Here is a 15,198-nt window from a genome sequence, read left to right on the forward strand (position 1 = left end):
TCGGAATGATAATTGAATAATATCACATTTTTAAAATTATAGCATGAAAAAAACGATTAGCATTTTTATAATGATGTTGGTGGTTGGTTTTACCCAAGCACAGGAAATTAAATGGATGAGCATGAATGATGCTCTAGCAGCGCAAAAGAAAGCACCAAAAAAGATCATGATGGATGCTTATACAACATGGTGTGGGCCTTGTAAAATGATGGATAAGAATACTTTTACAAATAGAGATGTGGTAGCATATATCAACGAGCATTTTTATGCGGTAAAATTTGATGCCGAAGGAACCGAAAAAATTAATTATAAAGATTTCACGTATACCAATCCAAATCACGATCCTAATAGAAAAGGTAGAAATAGTCAGCATTTTTTAGCAGATGCTTTAAAGATTACTGGTTATCCAAGTCTGGTCTTTTTTGATGAGAATGCCGATGTTATCGCGCCAATAATGGGGTATAGAACTCCAGAGCAAGTAGAGATCTTTTTAAAGATGATCGCTAAAGATGATTATAAAAAGCTTACAACGTCTGATGCTTGGGAGAAATACTCCAGCAATTTTAAAGGCACTTTTAAGAATTAAATAGTTAGCTCTATTTTAAAGAGTTTTCTCGAGGATAAAATATATACGCTCCCTTTTCTGCTGTTGCATGAAAAAGGGAGTTTTTGTTTTCTAGGGTTTTGTGCCAATGTTGCACCAAATATTTATAATTACTTCCATCTGCCACTATAACTTCAGGTTGAAGTTTTTCAAGCATTCTGTCTACATTGATCTTCGGAGAATTCCTTAAAATGATGATATCTGATTTATAAGTAGGAATATCATAAATTCCGGAAGAATCAATTATCAATATTTTATTGTCCCAAATATCTAAAACATTCCCTAAAGCAATTCTTTGTGTAGATATGATTCTTTCTTCAGTATTAAACCTTGAGAGCATTATTAACTGCGAACTGTCTATCTCTTGGTGACTGTAAAGCGCTAGTTTCTGATGTTTTTTAATCGCTATTAGACTTTGTTCAGTAGAATGAAAAATTATTGCTTTAAACGGCGTTCTTTCTGCTTTTTCGAATATCAGGCTTGTTTGCAAGATCATGATTGAAAACAGGAATGTTAGTATTCGCTTTGATGTCCATTTTAATATTAACTGAATTAATGTAAATAACACTAAATAAGTGGTTAAGCATAGGAGTATGGAAAAGGATACATCTTTAATTACAAAGGCTTGAAAAGAAGAAATGAATGTCACAAAATTATTCATTTGTAAAATGATGAATTCAAAAAGATAAATTAGTATTGCGGGAAGCAGATCTAAGAGACTTAATACGATCACTATTAGTCCTAAGCCTAATATTATTCCCAAAAATGGTAGTATTACTATATTGGTCACGAAAAATAATGTCGGAAATTGATGGAAATTGAATAAACTAAGTGGCAAAACCGCTAGCTGAGCAGCAATACTAACTGTTAGTAATTTCCAGAAATATAAAATAACCTGGTTCTTCGGTTTCCATAATTTTTGTAAAAGAGGCTGAATACTAGTAATTCCTAAAATTGCCAAATAACTTAGTTGAAATCCTACTTGATAGATGTAATATGGATTGATCAAAAGAAGGAAGAATAATGATATAAAAACAGAGTTGGTTATATTGGTGTTTCTTCTAAATTGTATTCCAACGGCTATAATTGAGAACATGAAAACTGCTCTTACTACAGATGGTGCTAAGCCGGTTATTAAGGCGAAGGTCCAGAGAAAAATTAGAATGATCATGAAAGAATAGAATTTACCAAATTTTATTCTTTCTATGGGTTTTAGGATCATAGTGAGCAGCCATAATAGTATTCCAATATGTAAGCCAGATATCGCTAGAATATGTATAGCACCCGCAGATGCGTAATTTGAAAAGGTGGTTGGCGAAATATCTCTTCTTTCGCCTAGTAAAAGCGCTTTTATAATGGAAAATTCATTTTTAGTAAAATTTGCTTCCTCCAGTTTTAAAATGATCTCTTTTCTAGACCTTTCAGCAATCCTAAATATATTGAACTTATTACTGCCAATTATTTGAACGTCTTCTTGTTCACTATAAGCTTGTTTGAGTATTCCGGATCGTTCTAAATAGCTTTTATAGCTGAACTGATGTGGATTTAAAGGTGCTTTTATGTCTTGAAATTGTATAGGCATCACGAGGATGTCTCCTACTTCTAAAGATTTAGAATTAATGTCTTTCCTTAAATTTAAAAGAATTTTTCCTTTGGTCTTACGCCTATCTAAGCTAGTGGCGAAGATTATAAATCTTTCGTAGTTGGAAGTTGGTTTTAATACTTCTGCTACTGTAGCTGTAAGCGTGTAAAGGTTATTTGATTCTTTATTTAAAGTATGAGCATAATGCTTCGCATGAGTATAGGGAAGTTGTAGTGATGCTGTAAAAACTCCTAGAAACAGAAACATCATGAAAAAAGAAATTCCAAAGAAAATATCTGGGAATTTTAATTTCCGGGATCTTAAATATAGGCTAACAAAAATCAGAAAAATTAAGAATCCTATAGGCAATAGAATATCCACTGGAATTTTAAAATAAAACTCCAGCACAATTCCAATAAGTAGGGTGATGGAAAGCTTTATTATAGTAAAATTGAGCAAACTTCAATTTTAAAGATCTAGATTAAGATAATTAAAATTTTAGATCACCCGACGTGCCATAACAAAATGATCAAACCAATAATTTTCTGAAAGTGAAGATATTATAACCCCCAATGAAGTGGTAGAGTGAATAAAAAGGATCTGGCCAGGTTGAATTTCAACCACCAGTCCTACATGGTTTACTACCTTTTTATTTTTATTGGTTTCAAAAAATAAAAGGTCACCAATATTCACATCGTCAAGAGATAATCGCTCTCCCTGTAAAGACATGGCTCTGGAGGTTCTTGGTAATGGAATATCTTCCTTAAGAAAAGAGGTGTAAACAAGTCCGGAGCAATCCATACCGTCGCTTGTAGTTCCTCCAAACTTATATTTAGTGCCTTGGTAATCTAAAGCGTGAGAGGTAATATTATACACTCTGTTGTCTTCAGGAAGTTCTTCGGGCTTAGCAGTTTTTATAGCTACCGCTGGAGCAGGAGGATTGAACTTTACTTTTTTAGCTAGTTTACGAGCTTCTTTAGTTTGAGGAATTTGGCTTTTAGATGCTCCACAAGAGGTTAGGAACAATGAGAAAATTAATAGCACAGATAGAGTTAGGATTCTGCTTCTCATCAAATATATTAGTGTTTTAAATTATTATAAATAAGTTTTGCGGTTTTTTTACTGGCGCCAGCGCCACCTAATTTCATTTCTAACTCAAAATACTGCTCATATATTGTGTGGCGAACTTTAGGGTCTAAAATTTTATCGAGTTCGGCACTTAAAGATTTTGTATTAAAATCATTCTGAATGAGCTCTTTAACAACCTCTTTATCCATGATAAGGTTTACTAAAGAAATGTACTTTAATTTTATCACCCTACGTGCAATTTGATAGGAAATAGTACTACCCTTATAGCAAACCACTTCCGGAACTTTAAAAAGTGCCGTCTCTAGAGTTGCAGTCCCCGAAGTTACTAATGCTGCCGTGGCTAAACCTAGAATATCATAAGTTCTATTCATAACCAAATGCACATTCTTCTTCTTAATGTATTGAGCATAGAATTCTGGTTCCTGACTTGGTGCTCCGGCAATTATAAATTGGTATTCCTTATAGTTATCTGTTATGCTTAGCATGGTTTCCAGCATTCTAGAGATCTCTTGCTTTCTGCTTCCTGGTAGCAATGCTATAATTGGGCGGTCATCTAATTGAAACTTCTTTTTGAAACTTTTTGGTTCAACTATATCTTGCTTAGCAATAGCATCTATTAAAGGGTGTCCTACAAAATGTATAGGGAAGTCATGCTTGTTTTCATAGAAGTCTTTTTCAAAAGGTAAGATCACATACATGTGGTCTATATCTCTTTTAATAGCCGATATTCTGTTTTCTTTCCAGGCCCAAATTTGGGGAGAGATATAAAAATGTGTAGGAATACCTTCTTCTTTTGCCCATTTTGCAATTCTTAGATTAAATCCTGGATAGTCTATAAAGATCAAGGCATCTGGATTGTAATCTTTAATGTCTTGTTTGCAGAAAGAAATGTTCTTTAGAATGGTGCGAAGGTTCATCACTACTTCAGAGAAACCCATAAAGGCCAACTCCCGATAATGTTTTACTAAAGTGCCGCCGGCAGCTTCCATAAGATCTCCTCCCCAGAATCTAAATTCTGCGTGCGGGTCTTCTTTTTTTAAAGCCAACATCAAATTTGATGCATGAAGATCTCCAGAGGCTTCGCCAGCAATTAGATAGTATTTCATAGCATTCTAAATCTAAAGTATTTTTGTAATTGCGATGATTACTGCTACTAAAACTGTAGCTAATAATACACCTCTCGCTTTATAGATCTCATTCTTTTTGATAAATATAAAAAAAGGAATAAAATTTAATGCAGCACCTAATGCTATGACCTTTCCTAAGTAATCATTATTTGCGGCCTCGATGAGCGTAGTTTTTATGTCCAGCTCAGAGAATAGAGAGATATATAGAAATATCCCTATTATCGTGGCAAGTATCCCCACCAACAGGCCGGTTAGAACTTGTTTCCTAATCATTAAGATTCCAGCTATTAAGGTCTTGAATATAATGATGTGCGGTAAGATCGAACTGTACAGGCACAACAGAAACATATCCGTTCGCTAAAGCCCATTCATCTGTATCTTCTCCCTTGTCTTCATTTATAAATTCTCCTGTTAACCAATAGTAATCTCTCCCTTGCGGATTGGTACGTTTATCAAATTCTTCTTTCCAAAGGGCCTTAGCCTGTCTGCAAATTTTTATCCCTTTAATATCTGCCTCTGGAAGTTTAGGTAAGTTAACATTCAATACCACTCCCTTTGGAAGTCCGTTCTTTAAAACTTTTTGAGTAATAGCTTTGATAAACTTTTTGGTAGGTTCAAAATCTGCGGTGAGCGAATAATCTAAAAGAGAGAATCCTATAGCCGGTATTCCTTCAATTCCTGCTTCTACCGCAGCGCTCATAGTTCCTGAATAAATTACATTTATGGAGGAATTTGAACCATGATTTATACCGCTTACACAAAGGTCTGGTTTACGATGTAAAATTTCCTGAGTTGCAATTTTCACACAATCTGCAGGAGTTCCGGAGCAGCTATATTCTTTATGAGTGTACTTTTCATTGATCTTAACCGGGTCGCAATAAAGCGTGTCGCTAATAGTTATAGCATGGCCCATAGCGCTCTGTGGGCTATCTGGAGCAACAACAATTACATCTCCAAGTTGTTTCATTACCTCGATGAGGGTTCTTATTCCTGGTGCAGTTATTCCGTCGTCATTAGTAACTAAGATAAGAGGCTTATTCTGAGTCATCTTTTGTTTTATTTAAGATTGCTAAAATAATATTTTCCAAAGGAAAGCTTATCTTAGACGTCGAACAAATAAATTGTGAGATTCGACGTGATTGGCACAATTTTTTATATAATTACCCTACTATTAATGTTGAAATTTATGCGATTTATGAAAAGGAACTATAAAGTGCTGGTCCTGTTACTGTTGATGGCCGCGGCTTCCTGCAGTTTTACCACCAAAAAATTTGAAGATCCAAATAAAGACAAACTTTTAATGGATCTTATCACTTATGTTCTTGAACGTGGACATTATGATGCAAAAAGTATAGATGATACCTTTTCAAAAGAAGTTTACAAGGATTATTTATCTGACATTGACCCCTTAAAAAGATTTTTCTATAAAAAAGACATAGAAGGATTTTCTGCTTATGAAAATCAAATTGACGACCAGATTCGCAATAAAGATCTAAGCTTTTTTGATCTAACTCACGAAACGCTAGTTTCAAGAATGAAAGAAGTTAGAGTGATCTATAAAGAGATACTTGCAGAACCATTCGACTTTACTTCAGAAGAGGACATTAATACAGATTATGAAGATGTAGAATATGTATCTTCTCGAGAAGAGTTAAAAGAACGCTGGAGAAAGCAATTGAAGTTCACTACACTGGGAACTTTTGCAGATCTTAAAGAAGATCAACAAAGAGCATTGGCTAATAAATCTTCTAGTGATAAAGAAAATACCGCTGCGGCTTTTACTTCGGAAGGAAACAAAACAGATAAGAAAGTAGAAGCTTTAACTAAAAGATCTGATGCAGAATTAGAGAAAGAAGCTAGAGAATCTACACTTACCGCTATGGATGAGTATTTTGATTTTAGCGAAGAGATTGAACGTAAAGATTATTTCACTGTATATCTAAATGCTATTGTAGAAGAATTTGATCCGCATACTTTCTATTTCGCACCACAGGATAAAGATAGATTTGATATCGCTATGTCTGGAAAGTTAGAAGGGATTGGAGCCAGACTGCAGAAAAAGAGCGATAATATTACTATTATGGAAGTTATTTCTGGTGGTCCGGCATGGATGACAGATAAGTTGAGTGAAGGTGATGTGATCTTGAAAGTAAAGCAGGAAAAGGAAAAAGATCCTGTGAGTATTGTAGGTATGAGATTAGACGATGCAGTGAATCTTATTAAAGGGCCAAAAGGAACTAAGGTTACCTTAACTGTGAAGAAAAAAGTTCTTGGAAATATTGAGGATATCACCATTACCAGAGATGTGGTGGAGTTGGAAGAGACGTACGCCAAATCTGCGGTTGTAGAGAAGAATGGAAAAACCTTTGGGTTAATCAACCTTCCAAAGTTCTATTTTAACATGGAAGATTATAATGAGCGTAATGCAGCATCAGATGTCAAGCAGGAGATCATCCGTCTTAAAAAGCAAGGAATGGAAGGTCTTGTTTTAGATCTTAGAAATAATGGAGGCGGTTCTTTAAAAACTGTGGTAGATATTGCTGGTCTTTTTATTGAAAAAGGTCCGGTAGTACAGGTTAAATCTAAAGGTGAAGGTCAGGAGATCTTAGAAGATACAGATGCAAGTATTCTTTGGGATGGCCCAATGGTCATTCTAGTAAATGAACTTTCTGCTTCGGCTTCAGAAATTCTGGCTGCAGCAATGCAAGATTATAAGAGAGCTGTGATCATAGGAAGTAAGCAAACTTATGGTAAGGGAACAGTTCAGAATGTAATAGATCTTAATCAAACCGTTAGAAGTAATGAGTATGGAGACCTAGGAGCTCTTAAATTAACCACTCAGAAGTTCTATAGGGTTAATGGGGGTTCTACTCAATTAGAAGGTGTAAAGAGTGATGTTGTAGTTCCAGACAGATATAGTTATATTGATGTAGGGGAGAAGGATAATGAAAACCCTTTACCTTGGGATCAAATAGCTCCTGCAAAATATAAAGTGTGGAGTGGTTATATAGATTTTGATCAGGCTATTTCAAATAGTAAGGCCAGAATGCAGAAAAGTGCTCAATTAGGATTGATTGCTCAAAATGCAAAATGGGTGAAAGATCAAAGTGATAGAGATGTTTATTCTTTAAATTATAACTCTTATAAAGAAAGAAGAGATTTTATAGAAAATGATGCTAAGAAATTTGATGCGATCTCTAATTATAACTCAAATCTTAACTATACCTCTTTGCCTTATGAATTAGACCTTGTAAAGAATGATACTATTCTTAAGGAGAAAAGAGATAGATGGCACAAAAGTTTAAGTGGAGATGCTTATGTGGAAGAAGCAGTGAATGTTCTAGACGATATTAAAGTAAATAATATTAAGAAGGGTAAAGTAGCTCTTAAGAATTAAATAGCTCAAATAAATAATAAGAAAAACGCTTCAAAGGTAATATAACTTTTGAAGCGTTTTTCTTTCTAAATAAATTAACAGTTCTGTTTTATTGGTGTATTGAGATACTAGAGATATCAGCTTACGGGGATTGTTTCAGTACAGAAGGATTTTAAGTCAGATTTAAAATAGTACTGCATTAGTATATAATTTAATCTGTAACTTTGAGATTAATAAAATCAGTATGAAAAGAAAGTATATATATCCCGCAATGATACTGCTAGTTGCAGCAGTTATTCTTTTAGTAGAAAGATGTTCTTAAGAGTTTAAATTGTGCATTTTACCAGAACGACATTCGTTCTGAATCTAATTTTAAGAAGATAAAAAGTAGAATAGTAAAACTCCATAATCCTGAACCTCCATAGCTAAAGAAAGGCAATGGAATTCCAACAGTTGGAAAAATACCTATTACCATGCTTATATTCACTAAGAAGTGAAAAAAGATAATTCCTGTTACGCAATATCCATACACCCTATTAAAAGTTGATTTTTGTCTCTCCGCCAACATTATCAGTCTCAACAATAAGAACATAAATAGAGCTACTACAATGCTAGAGCCTACAAAACCCCATTCTTCTCCAACAGTACTAAAGATATAATCTGTATGTTGTTCTGGTACAAATTGTCCCTTTGTTTGTGTTCCTTCTGTCCAACCTTTACCAACCCAGCCGCCACTTCCAATTGCAATTTCACTTTGATTGGTGTTATAACCTATTCCTTTGTTGTCTACTTCACTTCCTAGAACAATATTAAAGCGGTCTCTGTGTCTTTGTTCAAATACATTTTGAAAGATATAATCTACAGAAAAAGAGTAGGCCATAGAAGCTACAAGTATAACCAGGAGAAGTAATACTTTAGGGCGATATCTTTTCTTTAATAGCAGACTTAATACACATATTGCCAATACTGCGAGGGTTACGTTTATTGGCCCAAATACTAGTGTAAAAACAAAGATCGCTATGGCAGAGAATCCAAGAATTAGGTAAAGACCTGATAAACCCTCTCGGTATAAAGGAAAAAGAAATGCTGCATACACCATGGCACTTCCAGCATCTGGTTGTGGTAGAATGATTAGCGCTGGAATTGCGATGATCATAAATGCCTTTACCTGACTGGTAAAGAGATATATGTTAGTTTGAATATCACCCAAATATTTTGCTAGGGCTAATGCGGTAGCTACTTTAGCAAATTCTGCAGGTTGTATACTAATACCACCAAATACATACCAGGAAGTTGCTCCGTTAATGGTTTTACCAAAGAGAAAAAGTCCGGCAATAGAAATTAAAGAGATTATATATATAACGCTAGAGAATCGCATATAGAACCTGGCTTCAATAGAGAGGAGCAGTACAATAAGAACAAGGCTTAAAACGATCCATACAGCTTGTTTCCCATACGTCTGGCTAAAATCGAAGATAGAGGTAGGGGTACTTCCCAGAGAAGCAGAATAGATATTCATCCATCCAAAGCTTATAAGCAGTAAATATATAATTATTGTTATCCAGTCAAAACTGATGGAGGTCTTAGCCATTACTTATTAATTGAAAAAGGTTGACCGCTATATTGCTTGGCGTATTCATCTTCCAGACTGTGGCTTAATACCCAATCTTCCATATCTGTTCTGGTGATGGTTCCTTTTAGATATTTCTCTACCATTAAACTAGCTATTCTACCAGCATATCTTCCTCCCCAGTATCCATTTTCAACAAAAACCGCTATTGCAATTTTTGGATTATCTACTGGAGCAAATGCTATAAATATAGAATGATCTGTAAGCTGAGTTTTCTTGCCATCAATTTTTGCAAAATTTTCTGCAGTACCAGTTTTTCCTGCAATTTCAATTCCTGGAATTCTTAAAGCTGATGCCGTACCACTCATATAAACCTGATGCATTCCTTCAATAACCGGCTCGAAATTCTTAGCGTCTACTGTTGTATAATGTTTTTTTGTAAAAGCCTCGTCTGCTATAGCCTGCCCTTCTATCTTTTTTAAGATATGAGGTGTATAGAACCATCCTTTATTTGAAATGGTAGCAGTCATATTAGCAAGTTGTATAGGCGTCATTAAGATCTCTCCTTGGCCAATAGCATTAGATAAAGTTGCAGTAGAAAACCATTTATAGGTTGGGTAATCATAAATTTTATTGTAGTAGTTGGCATCTGGGATCTTACCTGGTCTACCTGTAGAAAGATCTGATCCTAGATAACCTCCAAGTCCAAAGCTTTTTAAATGATTAGACCAAACATCCATACCTTCTTGTGGGGTTGGATATTTTTCTATTATTCTTCTATAAACATTCGCAAAATAAGCGTTACAAGATTGAGCAATTCCAGGAATCATAGATAATGGGCTGGCATGTGCATGACATCCTAATTTACGACCACGCCCATAGGCGTATCCTCTATTACAATAAAATCTATCTTCTGTGGTAACTACATCTTCCTGTAGTGCAATTAAAGCATTGATAGTTTTAAATGGGGAGCCAGGTGGGTATTCTGCAAGTAGACCTCTATCATATAAAGGCTTTGCAATGGTGTCATAATAAAGTTTTGTGAAGTTTGCAGATCTTTTTCTCCCCATTAATAAAGCGGGATCATAAGAAGGTGCAGTAACCATCGCTAAGATTTCGCCCGTTCTTGGTTCTAAAGCAACAATTCCTCCGCGCTTATTTTCCATCAACTTTTCGCCATAAGCTTGTAGAATTCCATCTATTGTGATATTGATATCTTTTCCTTTTTTTGGAATTGTATCGAAGATCCCATCTTTATAAGCACCTATGTCACGATTAAAACGATCCTTCTGTATGTATTTAACGCCCTTAATACCACGAAGCAATTCTTCGTAATATCCTTCTACCCCTTGTTTTCCAATAAGGTCACCAGATATGTAATATGGATTTTCATCAATTATCTTTTTATTCACTTCTGTAATATACCCTAGAACATTAGATCCATTATGAGTTTGATAATCTCTAAGTGAACGTTTTTGAATATAGAATCCTTGATACTTACGCATCTTCTCTTGAAAGTAAGCGTATTCAGATTTTGTAAGCTGTGGAATGATAATAGAAGGTAATCTAGGTGAGTAGATCTTTGCCTTGTCTAATTTCTTAACTAGATCTTCCGGAGTAATATTTAATATCTTACAGAACTCTGCAGTATCAAAAGCTTTTACGTTTCTTGGTATCGCCATAACATCGTAAGATGGCTGGTTAGATACTAGAAGTTCTCCATTTCTGTCAAATATATATCCGCGTTGCGGATAATCATATACTATCTTAATAGCATTATTTTCGGAAAGTCTTGCAAAGGAGGTATCTACTACTTGTAAATAGAATAGACGCGAAACAAATATCAATCCTGTGGTAACAATTAAAATGTACAGTAATATTCTTCTCATCGTCTCTTAGGTTTAAACAAACTTAAGCTAATAAGAACAAGTAGGATAGTAAATATTCCTGAGAAGAACGTCTTTTTTAGAATTAAGAAACTGTGTGAAAAATCAAACATTTCTAATGTAAAAAGTACTAGATGATGTAAAAATACCACAATCATAATGTACCCTATCCTGGCACCATAAGGTGTGTTAGATAGTTTTACAGTTTGATAATCATAACTTACTCCAAAGGAGAATCTTAAAATAGTTGGCCTTATGTAAGCAATCAATATACAGGCTGCTGCGTTAATTCCGCCGCTATCTTCAAATGTATCTATGGTAAGTCCTAAAAAGAATGAAACTATAATAAATAAGAACTGTGGTGTATTGAAAGGATAGAGTATCAGAAAAATAACATAAAGGTACGGGTTCACATACCCAAGAAAGTTGATATTATTAAGGAGTAAGACCTGTAATAATATCAAGAAGATAAATCTTAGCGTATTTGTGATTATTGTATTAGTCATCTACAGATTCCAATTCTTTAATTTCTGCCTTTATTTTGTTCTCGATTACATATACATAACCAATATTTGTCATATCATTAAACAACTGTATGTTTATAGTATAATAGCTTTCGTTGTTGTCTAATTTAAAATCTAAGATCTTCCCAATAGGAATTCCCTGTGGGAATATTAGAGATTTACCACCGGTTACAATAGTATCTCCTTTCTTAACAGGAGCTAATCTTGGAACATCTATTAATTGAATAATATTTGGGTCTAGACCATCCCATATTAAAGATCCAAAATGATCAGATTTATTAAGCTGCGCATTTATCTTGGTGTTACTGTTCAAAATAGAAATAACACGGGCGTAGTTATTAGTTACCTTATCTACAATACCAATAATACCCTGACTGGTAATAACTCCATCTTCTGAGTTTAAGCCTGAATTTTTTCCGCCTTCAATAGTAATGTAATTATCAATCTTAGAATAATTGTTATTGATCACCTTGGCAACTCGAAATTTATAAACACTATTGAAAGAAGTAGAGTCTGTAATTTGCTCTAAGGTGATAGAATCTTTAGTTGCAGCCAGTAAATTGTGAAGCTGTTTATTCTCATCCATCAAACGTTTGTTATATTCGTCTAGATAAAAATAAGATTGCACACTATTAGCCCAGCCGTATATACCTCCGGTAACAAAATTAGCAGAGCTTATAAACTTGCTTTTGTGATAGGAGTGAGACTGGATTGTTAAAAACAAAGAAAGTACCAGCAGCAACAGGAATAAAATATTATTCTTATTGCGGATAAGAAAATTAAATATCTGCTGCATAAGTGGTTACTACTACTTTATCAAAATTCCCTTATATCTCGCGAGGCTCTTTAAACATATTCCGGTTCCTCTAACAACTGCTCTAAGTGGATCTTCTGCAATATAAACAGGAAGATCTGTTTTTAATGAAAGTCTTTTATCCAGACCTCTTAACATTGAACCACCACCTGCAAGATAGATACCGGTGTTATAAATATCGGCAGCTAATTCTGGAGGAGTTTGAGAAAGCGTTTCCATAACGGCATCTTCAATTCTTAAAATAGATTTGTCTAATGCCTTAGCGATCTCTCTATAAGAAATTTGAACCTGTTTTGGTTTTCCAGTTAAAAGGTCACGTCCTTGAACGCTCATTTCTTCTGGCGGAACTTCTAGATCTTCGGTAGCAGCACCAATTTGGATCTTTATTTTTTCTGCAGTTCTTTCACCAACGTATAGGTTGTGTTGCGTACGCATGTAATACACAATATCGTTTGTGAATACATCTCCTGCGATCTTAATAGATTTATCACATACAATACCTCCAAGAGCTATAACTGCGATCTCGGTGGTTCCACCTCCTATATCTACAATCATATTTCCTTTAGGTTGCATAATATCTACACCAATACCAATAGCAGCGGCCATTGGTTCGTGAATTAAGTACACTTCTTTACCGTTAACACGCTCTGCACTTTCTTTTACAGCACGCATTTCAACTTCTGTTATACCAGACGGAATACAAATAACCATTCTTAATGCCGGTGTAAACATTTTCTTTTTTAATGCAGGAATTTCTTTAATGAACATACTGATCATCTTTTCACTGGCATCAAAATCTGCAATTACACCATCTTTAAGCGGGCGAATTGTTTTAATATTTTCATGGGTTTTCCCCTGCATCATGGCAGCTTCTTTTCCCACGGCAATAATCTTTCCCGTAGTTCTGTCACGGGCTACAATAGAAGGGCTATCCACAACAACTTTGTCGTTGTGTATTACCAAGGTGTTTGCTGTTCCTAAATCTATTGCTATTTCTTCAATGAGAAAATCAAAAAATCCCATAGTATTTTATGTAAGTTGAGGTTAGGTAAATGTAATGAAATTAATGTTTAAAATGGCGTGTTCCCGTCATTACCATCGAGATGTTGTTCTCGTTGCAATAATCTACACTCAATTGATCTTTTATAGATCCTCCCGGCTGAATAACCGCAGATATTCCTTCATTTCCTGCAATTTCTACACAGTCTGGAAATGGGAAAAATGCATCACTCGCCATAACGGCTCCTTTTAGATCAAAATTAAAAGAGTTTGCTTTATCTATACTTTGGCGTAATGCGTCTACTCTAGAGGTTTGTCCGGTTCCGCTGGCCAGTAGTTGTTTATTTTTTGCTAGTACGATTGTGTTAGATTTGGTATGCTTGCAGATCTTAGAAGCAAATATCAAATCATTTAACTCTTCAGAACTTGGTTTATTGTTGGTGGCAGTTGTTAAATCTTCAAGAGCATCGGTTTTATTATCTCTGTCTTGTACTAAAACTCCATTTAAACAAGTTCTAACCATGTTCTCTGGTAAAGCTACATCTTTAAGAATCAATAATATTCTATTTTTCTTTCCTTTTAAAATCTCTTCAGCTTCAGTAGAAAAAGAAGGTGCAATGACCACTTCACAGAACAACTGGTGAATTTCTTCTGCAGTTGGTTTATCTATTTCCTTGTTGCTAATTAAAACACCGCCAAATGCAGAAACCGGATCTCCGGCCAAAGCATCCATATACGCTTGGTGCAATGTTTCTCTTTGCGCAAGTCCGCATGCATTATTGTGCTTTAAAATCGCAAAAGTTGGAGCGTCATTTTTAAACTCATTCATCAAGTTTACAGCAGCATCTACATCCAACAAGTTGTTATACGATAATTCTTTACCGTGCAATTGTTCGAAAACCTCATCAAAATCTCCAAAGAAAGTACCTTTTTGATGTGGATTTTCGCCATATCTAAGTTCTTTACCTTGTAAAAAGCTTTGTTTAAAAACATTTTCTTTGGAATTGAAAAAGCTGAAAATAGCAGTATCATAATGTGAAGAAACTTTAAAAGCTTTACCTGCAAATTTCTTGCGGTCTGCTAGGTTAGTTTCACCATTCTTTTCATTCAACAAATCTAAGAATTCGCTATAATCATCAACTGAAGATACACAGGTTACATCTTTAAAATTTTTTGCTGCAGCACGAATTAGTGAAATTCCGCCTATATCTATTTTTTCAATGATATCTTCTTCAGAAGCTCCAGATGCAACAGTTTTTTCAAATGGATATAGATCTACAATTACGATATCTATTTGAGGGATCTCAAATTGCGCCATCTCTTCAACATCTCCATCATGATCCTGTCTATTTAAAATTCCGCCAAAAACCTTTGGATGTAAGGTTTTAACTCTTCCTCCTAAAATAGAAGGATAAGAAGTAACATCTTCTACAGGGATTACGTTGATCCCTAGATCTTTAATAAATTTTTCGGTACCACCTGTAGAATAGATAGTAACGCCTAACTCATCTAGTTTTTGTGCAATGGGAGCCAAACCTTCTTTACTGAATACAGAAATTAGGGCTGATTTCGCCAATTTTAAATCGCTCATTGTGTTGTGTTTGTTAAGGATGCAAAAGTAATTAAA

The 15,198-nt window shown here is 34.7% G+C and carries 13 protein-coding genes; 2 read left to right on the plus strand and 11 right to left on the minus strand.

Translation table 11 applies throughout. The annotated features are described in order from the left end of the window. The first annotated feature begins 43 nt into the window (after positions 1 to 43). Entirely contained in the window at positions 44 to 586 is a 543-nt protein-coding gene (locus tag BLT84_RS06170) for a thioredoxin family protein (protein ID WP_034886710.1), read from the plus strand. A 10-nt stretch (positions 587 to 596) separates the two neighbouring features. On the opposite strand, the gene BLT84_RS06175 is transcribed toward BLT84_RS06170, so the two are convergent. From BLT84_RS06175 to surE, 5 genes are all read right to left on the minus strand, one after another. Beyond that, a complete protein-coding gene (locus BLT84_RS06175) occupies positions 597 to 2,594 on the minus strand; it encodes a ComEC/Rec2 family competence protein (protein WP_317040002.1) in 1,998 nt (665 codons plus the stop codon). Between the two features lie 90 nt (positions 2,595 to 2,684). Continuing rightward, entirely contained in the window at positions 2,685 to 3,257 is a 573-nt protein-coding gene (locus BLT84_RS06180; protein WP_034886707.1) for a C40 family peptidase, read from the minus strand. Positions 3,258 to 3,265: 8 nt separating this feature from the next. Next, the gene (gene lpxB, locus BLT84_RS06185) at positions 3,266 to 4,381 is read right to left on the minus strand and encodes a lipid-A-disaccharide synthase (RefSeq protein WP_091263626.1); all 1,116 of its coding nucleotides are present in this window, start codon (positions 4,379 to 4,381) and stop codon (positions 3,266 to 3,268) included. 12 nt (positions 4,382 to 4,393) lie between these two features. Then, positions 4,394 to 4,675, minus strand: coding sequence for a hypothetical protein (locus BLT84_RS06190; RefSeq protein WP_091263628.1), 282 nt, complete (start codon positions 4,673 to 4,675; stop codon positions 4,394 to 4,396). Further along, positions 4,668 to 5,450: a 5'/3'-nucleotidase SurE gene (gene surE / locus BLT84_RS06195; protein WP_034886702.1), complete on the minus strand. Its 783-nt coding sequence runs from the start codon at positions 5,448 to 5,450 to the stop codon at positions 4,668 to 4,670. Before surE ends, BLT84_RS06190 begins: the two co-directional genes overlap by 8 nt. Positions 5,451 to 5,597: 147 nt before the next feature. Here surE and BLT84_RS06200 point away from each other — a divergent pair, with 147 nt between their 5' ends. Further along, entirely contained in the window at positions 5,598 to 7,799 is a 2,202-nt protein-coding gene (locus tag BLT84_RS06200; RefSeq protein WP_091268089.1) for a carboxy terminal-processing peptidase, read from the plus strand. A gap of 319 nt (positions 7,800 to 8,118) precedes the next feature. On the opposite strand, the gene rodA is transcribed toward BLT84_RS06200, so the two are convergent. Genes rodA through purH form a run of 6 tightly spaced genes read right to left on the minus strand, consistent with a single transcriptional unit; the run spans position 8,119 to position 15,162 of the window. Then, positions 8,119 to 9,369 carry a rod shape-determining protein RodA gene (gene rodA, locus BLT84_RS06205; protein ID WP_091263630.1) on the minus strand — a complete coding sequence of 417 codons (1,251 nt, stop codon included), beginning with the start codon at positions 9,367 to 9,369 and terminating at the stop codon, positions 8,119 to 8,121. Continuing rightward, complete coding sequence (mrdA, locus tag BLT84_RS06210; RefSeq protein ID WP_091263633.1) at positions 9,369 to 11,237, minus strand: penicillin-binding protein 2; 1,869 nt, start codon at positions 11,235 to 11,237, stop codon at positions 9,369 to 9,371. Before mrdA ends, rodA begins: the two co-directional genes overlap by 1 nt. After that, positions 11,234 to 11,740, minus strand: a complete 507-nt coding sequence (locus BLT84_RS06215; RefSeq protein WP_034886694.1) for a hypothetical protein — start codon at positions 11,738 to 11,740, stop codon at positions 11,234 to 11,236. The genes mrdA and BLT84_RS06215 overlap by 4 nt, the downstream gene beginning before the upstream one ends. Next, positions 11,733 to 12,554, minus strand: coding sequence for a rod shape-determining protein MreC (mreC, locus tag BLT84_RS06220; protein WP_034886692.1), 822 nt, complete (start codon positions 12,552 to 12,554; stop codon positions 11,733 to 11,735). Before mreC ends, BLT84_RS06215 begins: the two co-directional genes overlap by 8 nt. Positions 12,555 to 12,566: 12 nt before the next feature. Beyond that, the gene (locus BLT84_RS06225) at positions 12,567 to 13,595 is read right to left on the minus strand and encodes a rod shape-determining protein (protein WP_034886689.1); all 1,029 of its coding nucleotides are present in this window, start codon (positions 13,593 to 13,595) and stop codon (positions 12,567 to 12,569) included. A gap of 40 nt (positions 13,596 to 13,635) precedes the next feature. Continuing rightward, entirely contained in the window at positions 13,636 to 15,162 is a 1,527-nt protein-coding gene (purH, locus tag BLT84_RS06230) for a bifunctional phosphoribosylaminoimidazolecarboxamide formyltransferase/IMP cyclohydrolase (RefSeq protein WP_091263635.1), read from the minus strand. Positions 15,163 to 15,198 lie beyond the last annotated feature (36 nt).

Source organism: Gillisia sp. Hel1_33_143 (assembly GCF_900104765.1).
Lineage (GTDB): Bacteria > Bacteroidota > Bacteroidia > Flavobacteriales > Flavobacteriaceae > Gillisia.

Bases quoted from the DNA above. Each gene is read 5' to 3' on its own strand.
- BLT84_RS06180 (WP_034886707.1), bottom strand. From the start codon at position 3,257: ATGAGAAGCAGAATCCTAACTCTATCTGTGCTATTAATTTTCTCATTG.
- lpxB (WP_091263626.1), bottom strand. From the start codon at position 4,381: ATGAAATACTATCTAATTGCTGGCGAAGCCTCTGGAGATCTTCATGCA.
- mreC (WP_034886692.1), bottom strand. From the start codon at position 12,554: ATGCAGCAGATATTTAATTTTCTTATCCGCAATAAGAATAATATTTTA.
- rodA (WP_091263630.1), bottom strand. From the start codon at position 9,369: ATGGCTAAGACCTCCATCAGTTTTGACTGGATAACAATAATTATATAT.
- BLT84_RS06190 (WP_091263628.1), bottom strand. From the start codon at position 4,675: ATGATTAGGAAACAAGTTCTAACCGGCCTGTTGGTGGGGATACTTGCC.
- mrdA (WP_091263633.1), bottom strand. From the start codon at position 11,237: ATGAGAAGAATATTACTGTACATTTTAATTGTTACCACAGGATTGATA.
- BLT84_RS06215 (WP_034886694.1), bottom strand. From the start codon at position 11,740: ATGACTAATACAATAATCACAAATACGCTAAGATTTATCTTCTTGATA.
- BLT84_RS06170 (WP_034886710.1), top strand. From the start codon at position 44: ATGAAAAAAACGATTAGCATTTTTATAATGATGTTGGTGGTTGGTTTT.
- surE (WP_034886702.1), bottom strand. From the start codon at position 5,450: ATGACTCAGAATAAGCCTCTTATCTTAGTTACTAATGACGACGGAATA.
- purH (WP_091263635.1), bottom strand. From the start codon at position 15,162: ATGAGCGATTTAAAATTGGCGAAATCAGCCCTAATTTCTGTATTCAGT.
- BLT84_RS06225 (WP_034886689.1), bottom strand. From the start codon at position 13,595: ATGGGATTTTTTGATTTTCTCATTGAAGAAATAGCAATAGATTTAGGA.
- BLT84_RS06200 (WP_091268089.1), top strand. From the start codon at position 5,598: ATGAAAAGGAACTATAAAGTGCTGGTCCTGTTACTGTTGATGGCCGCG.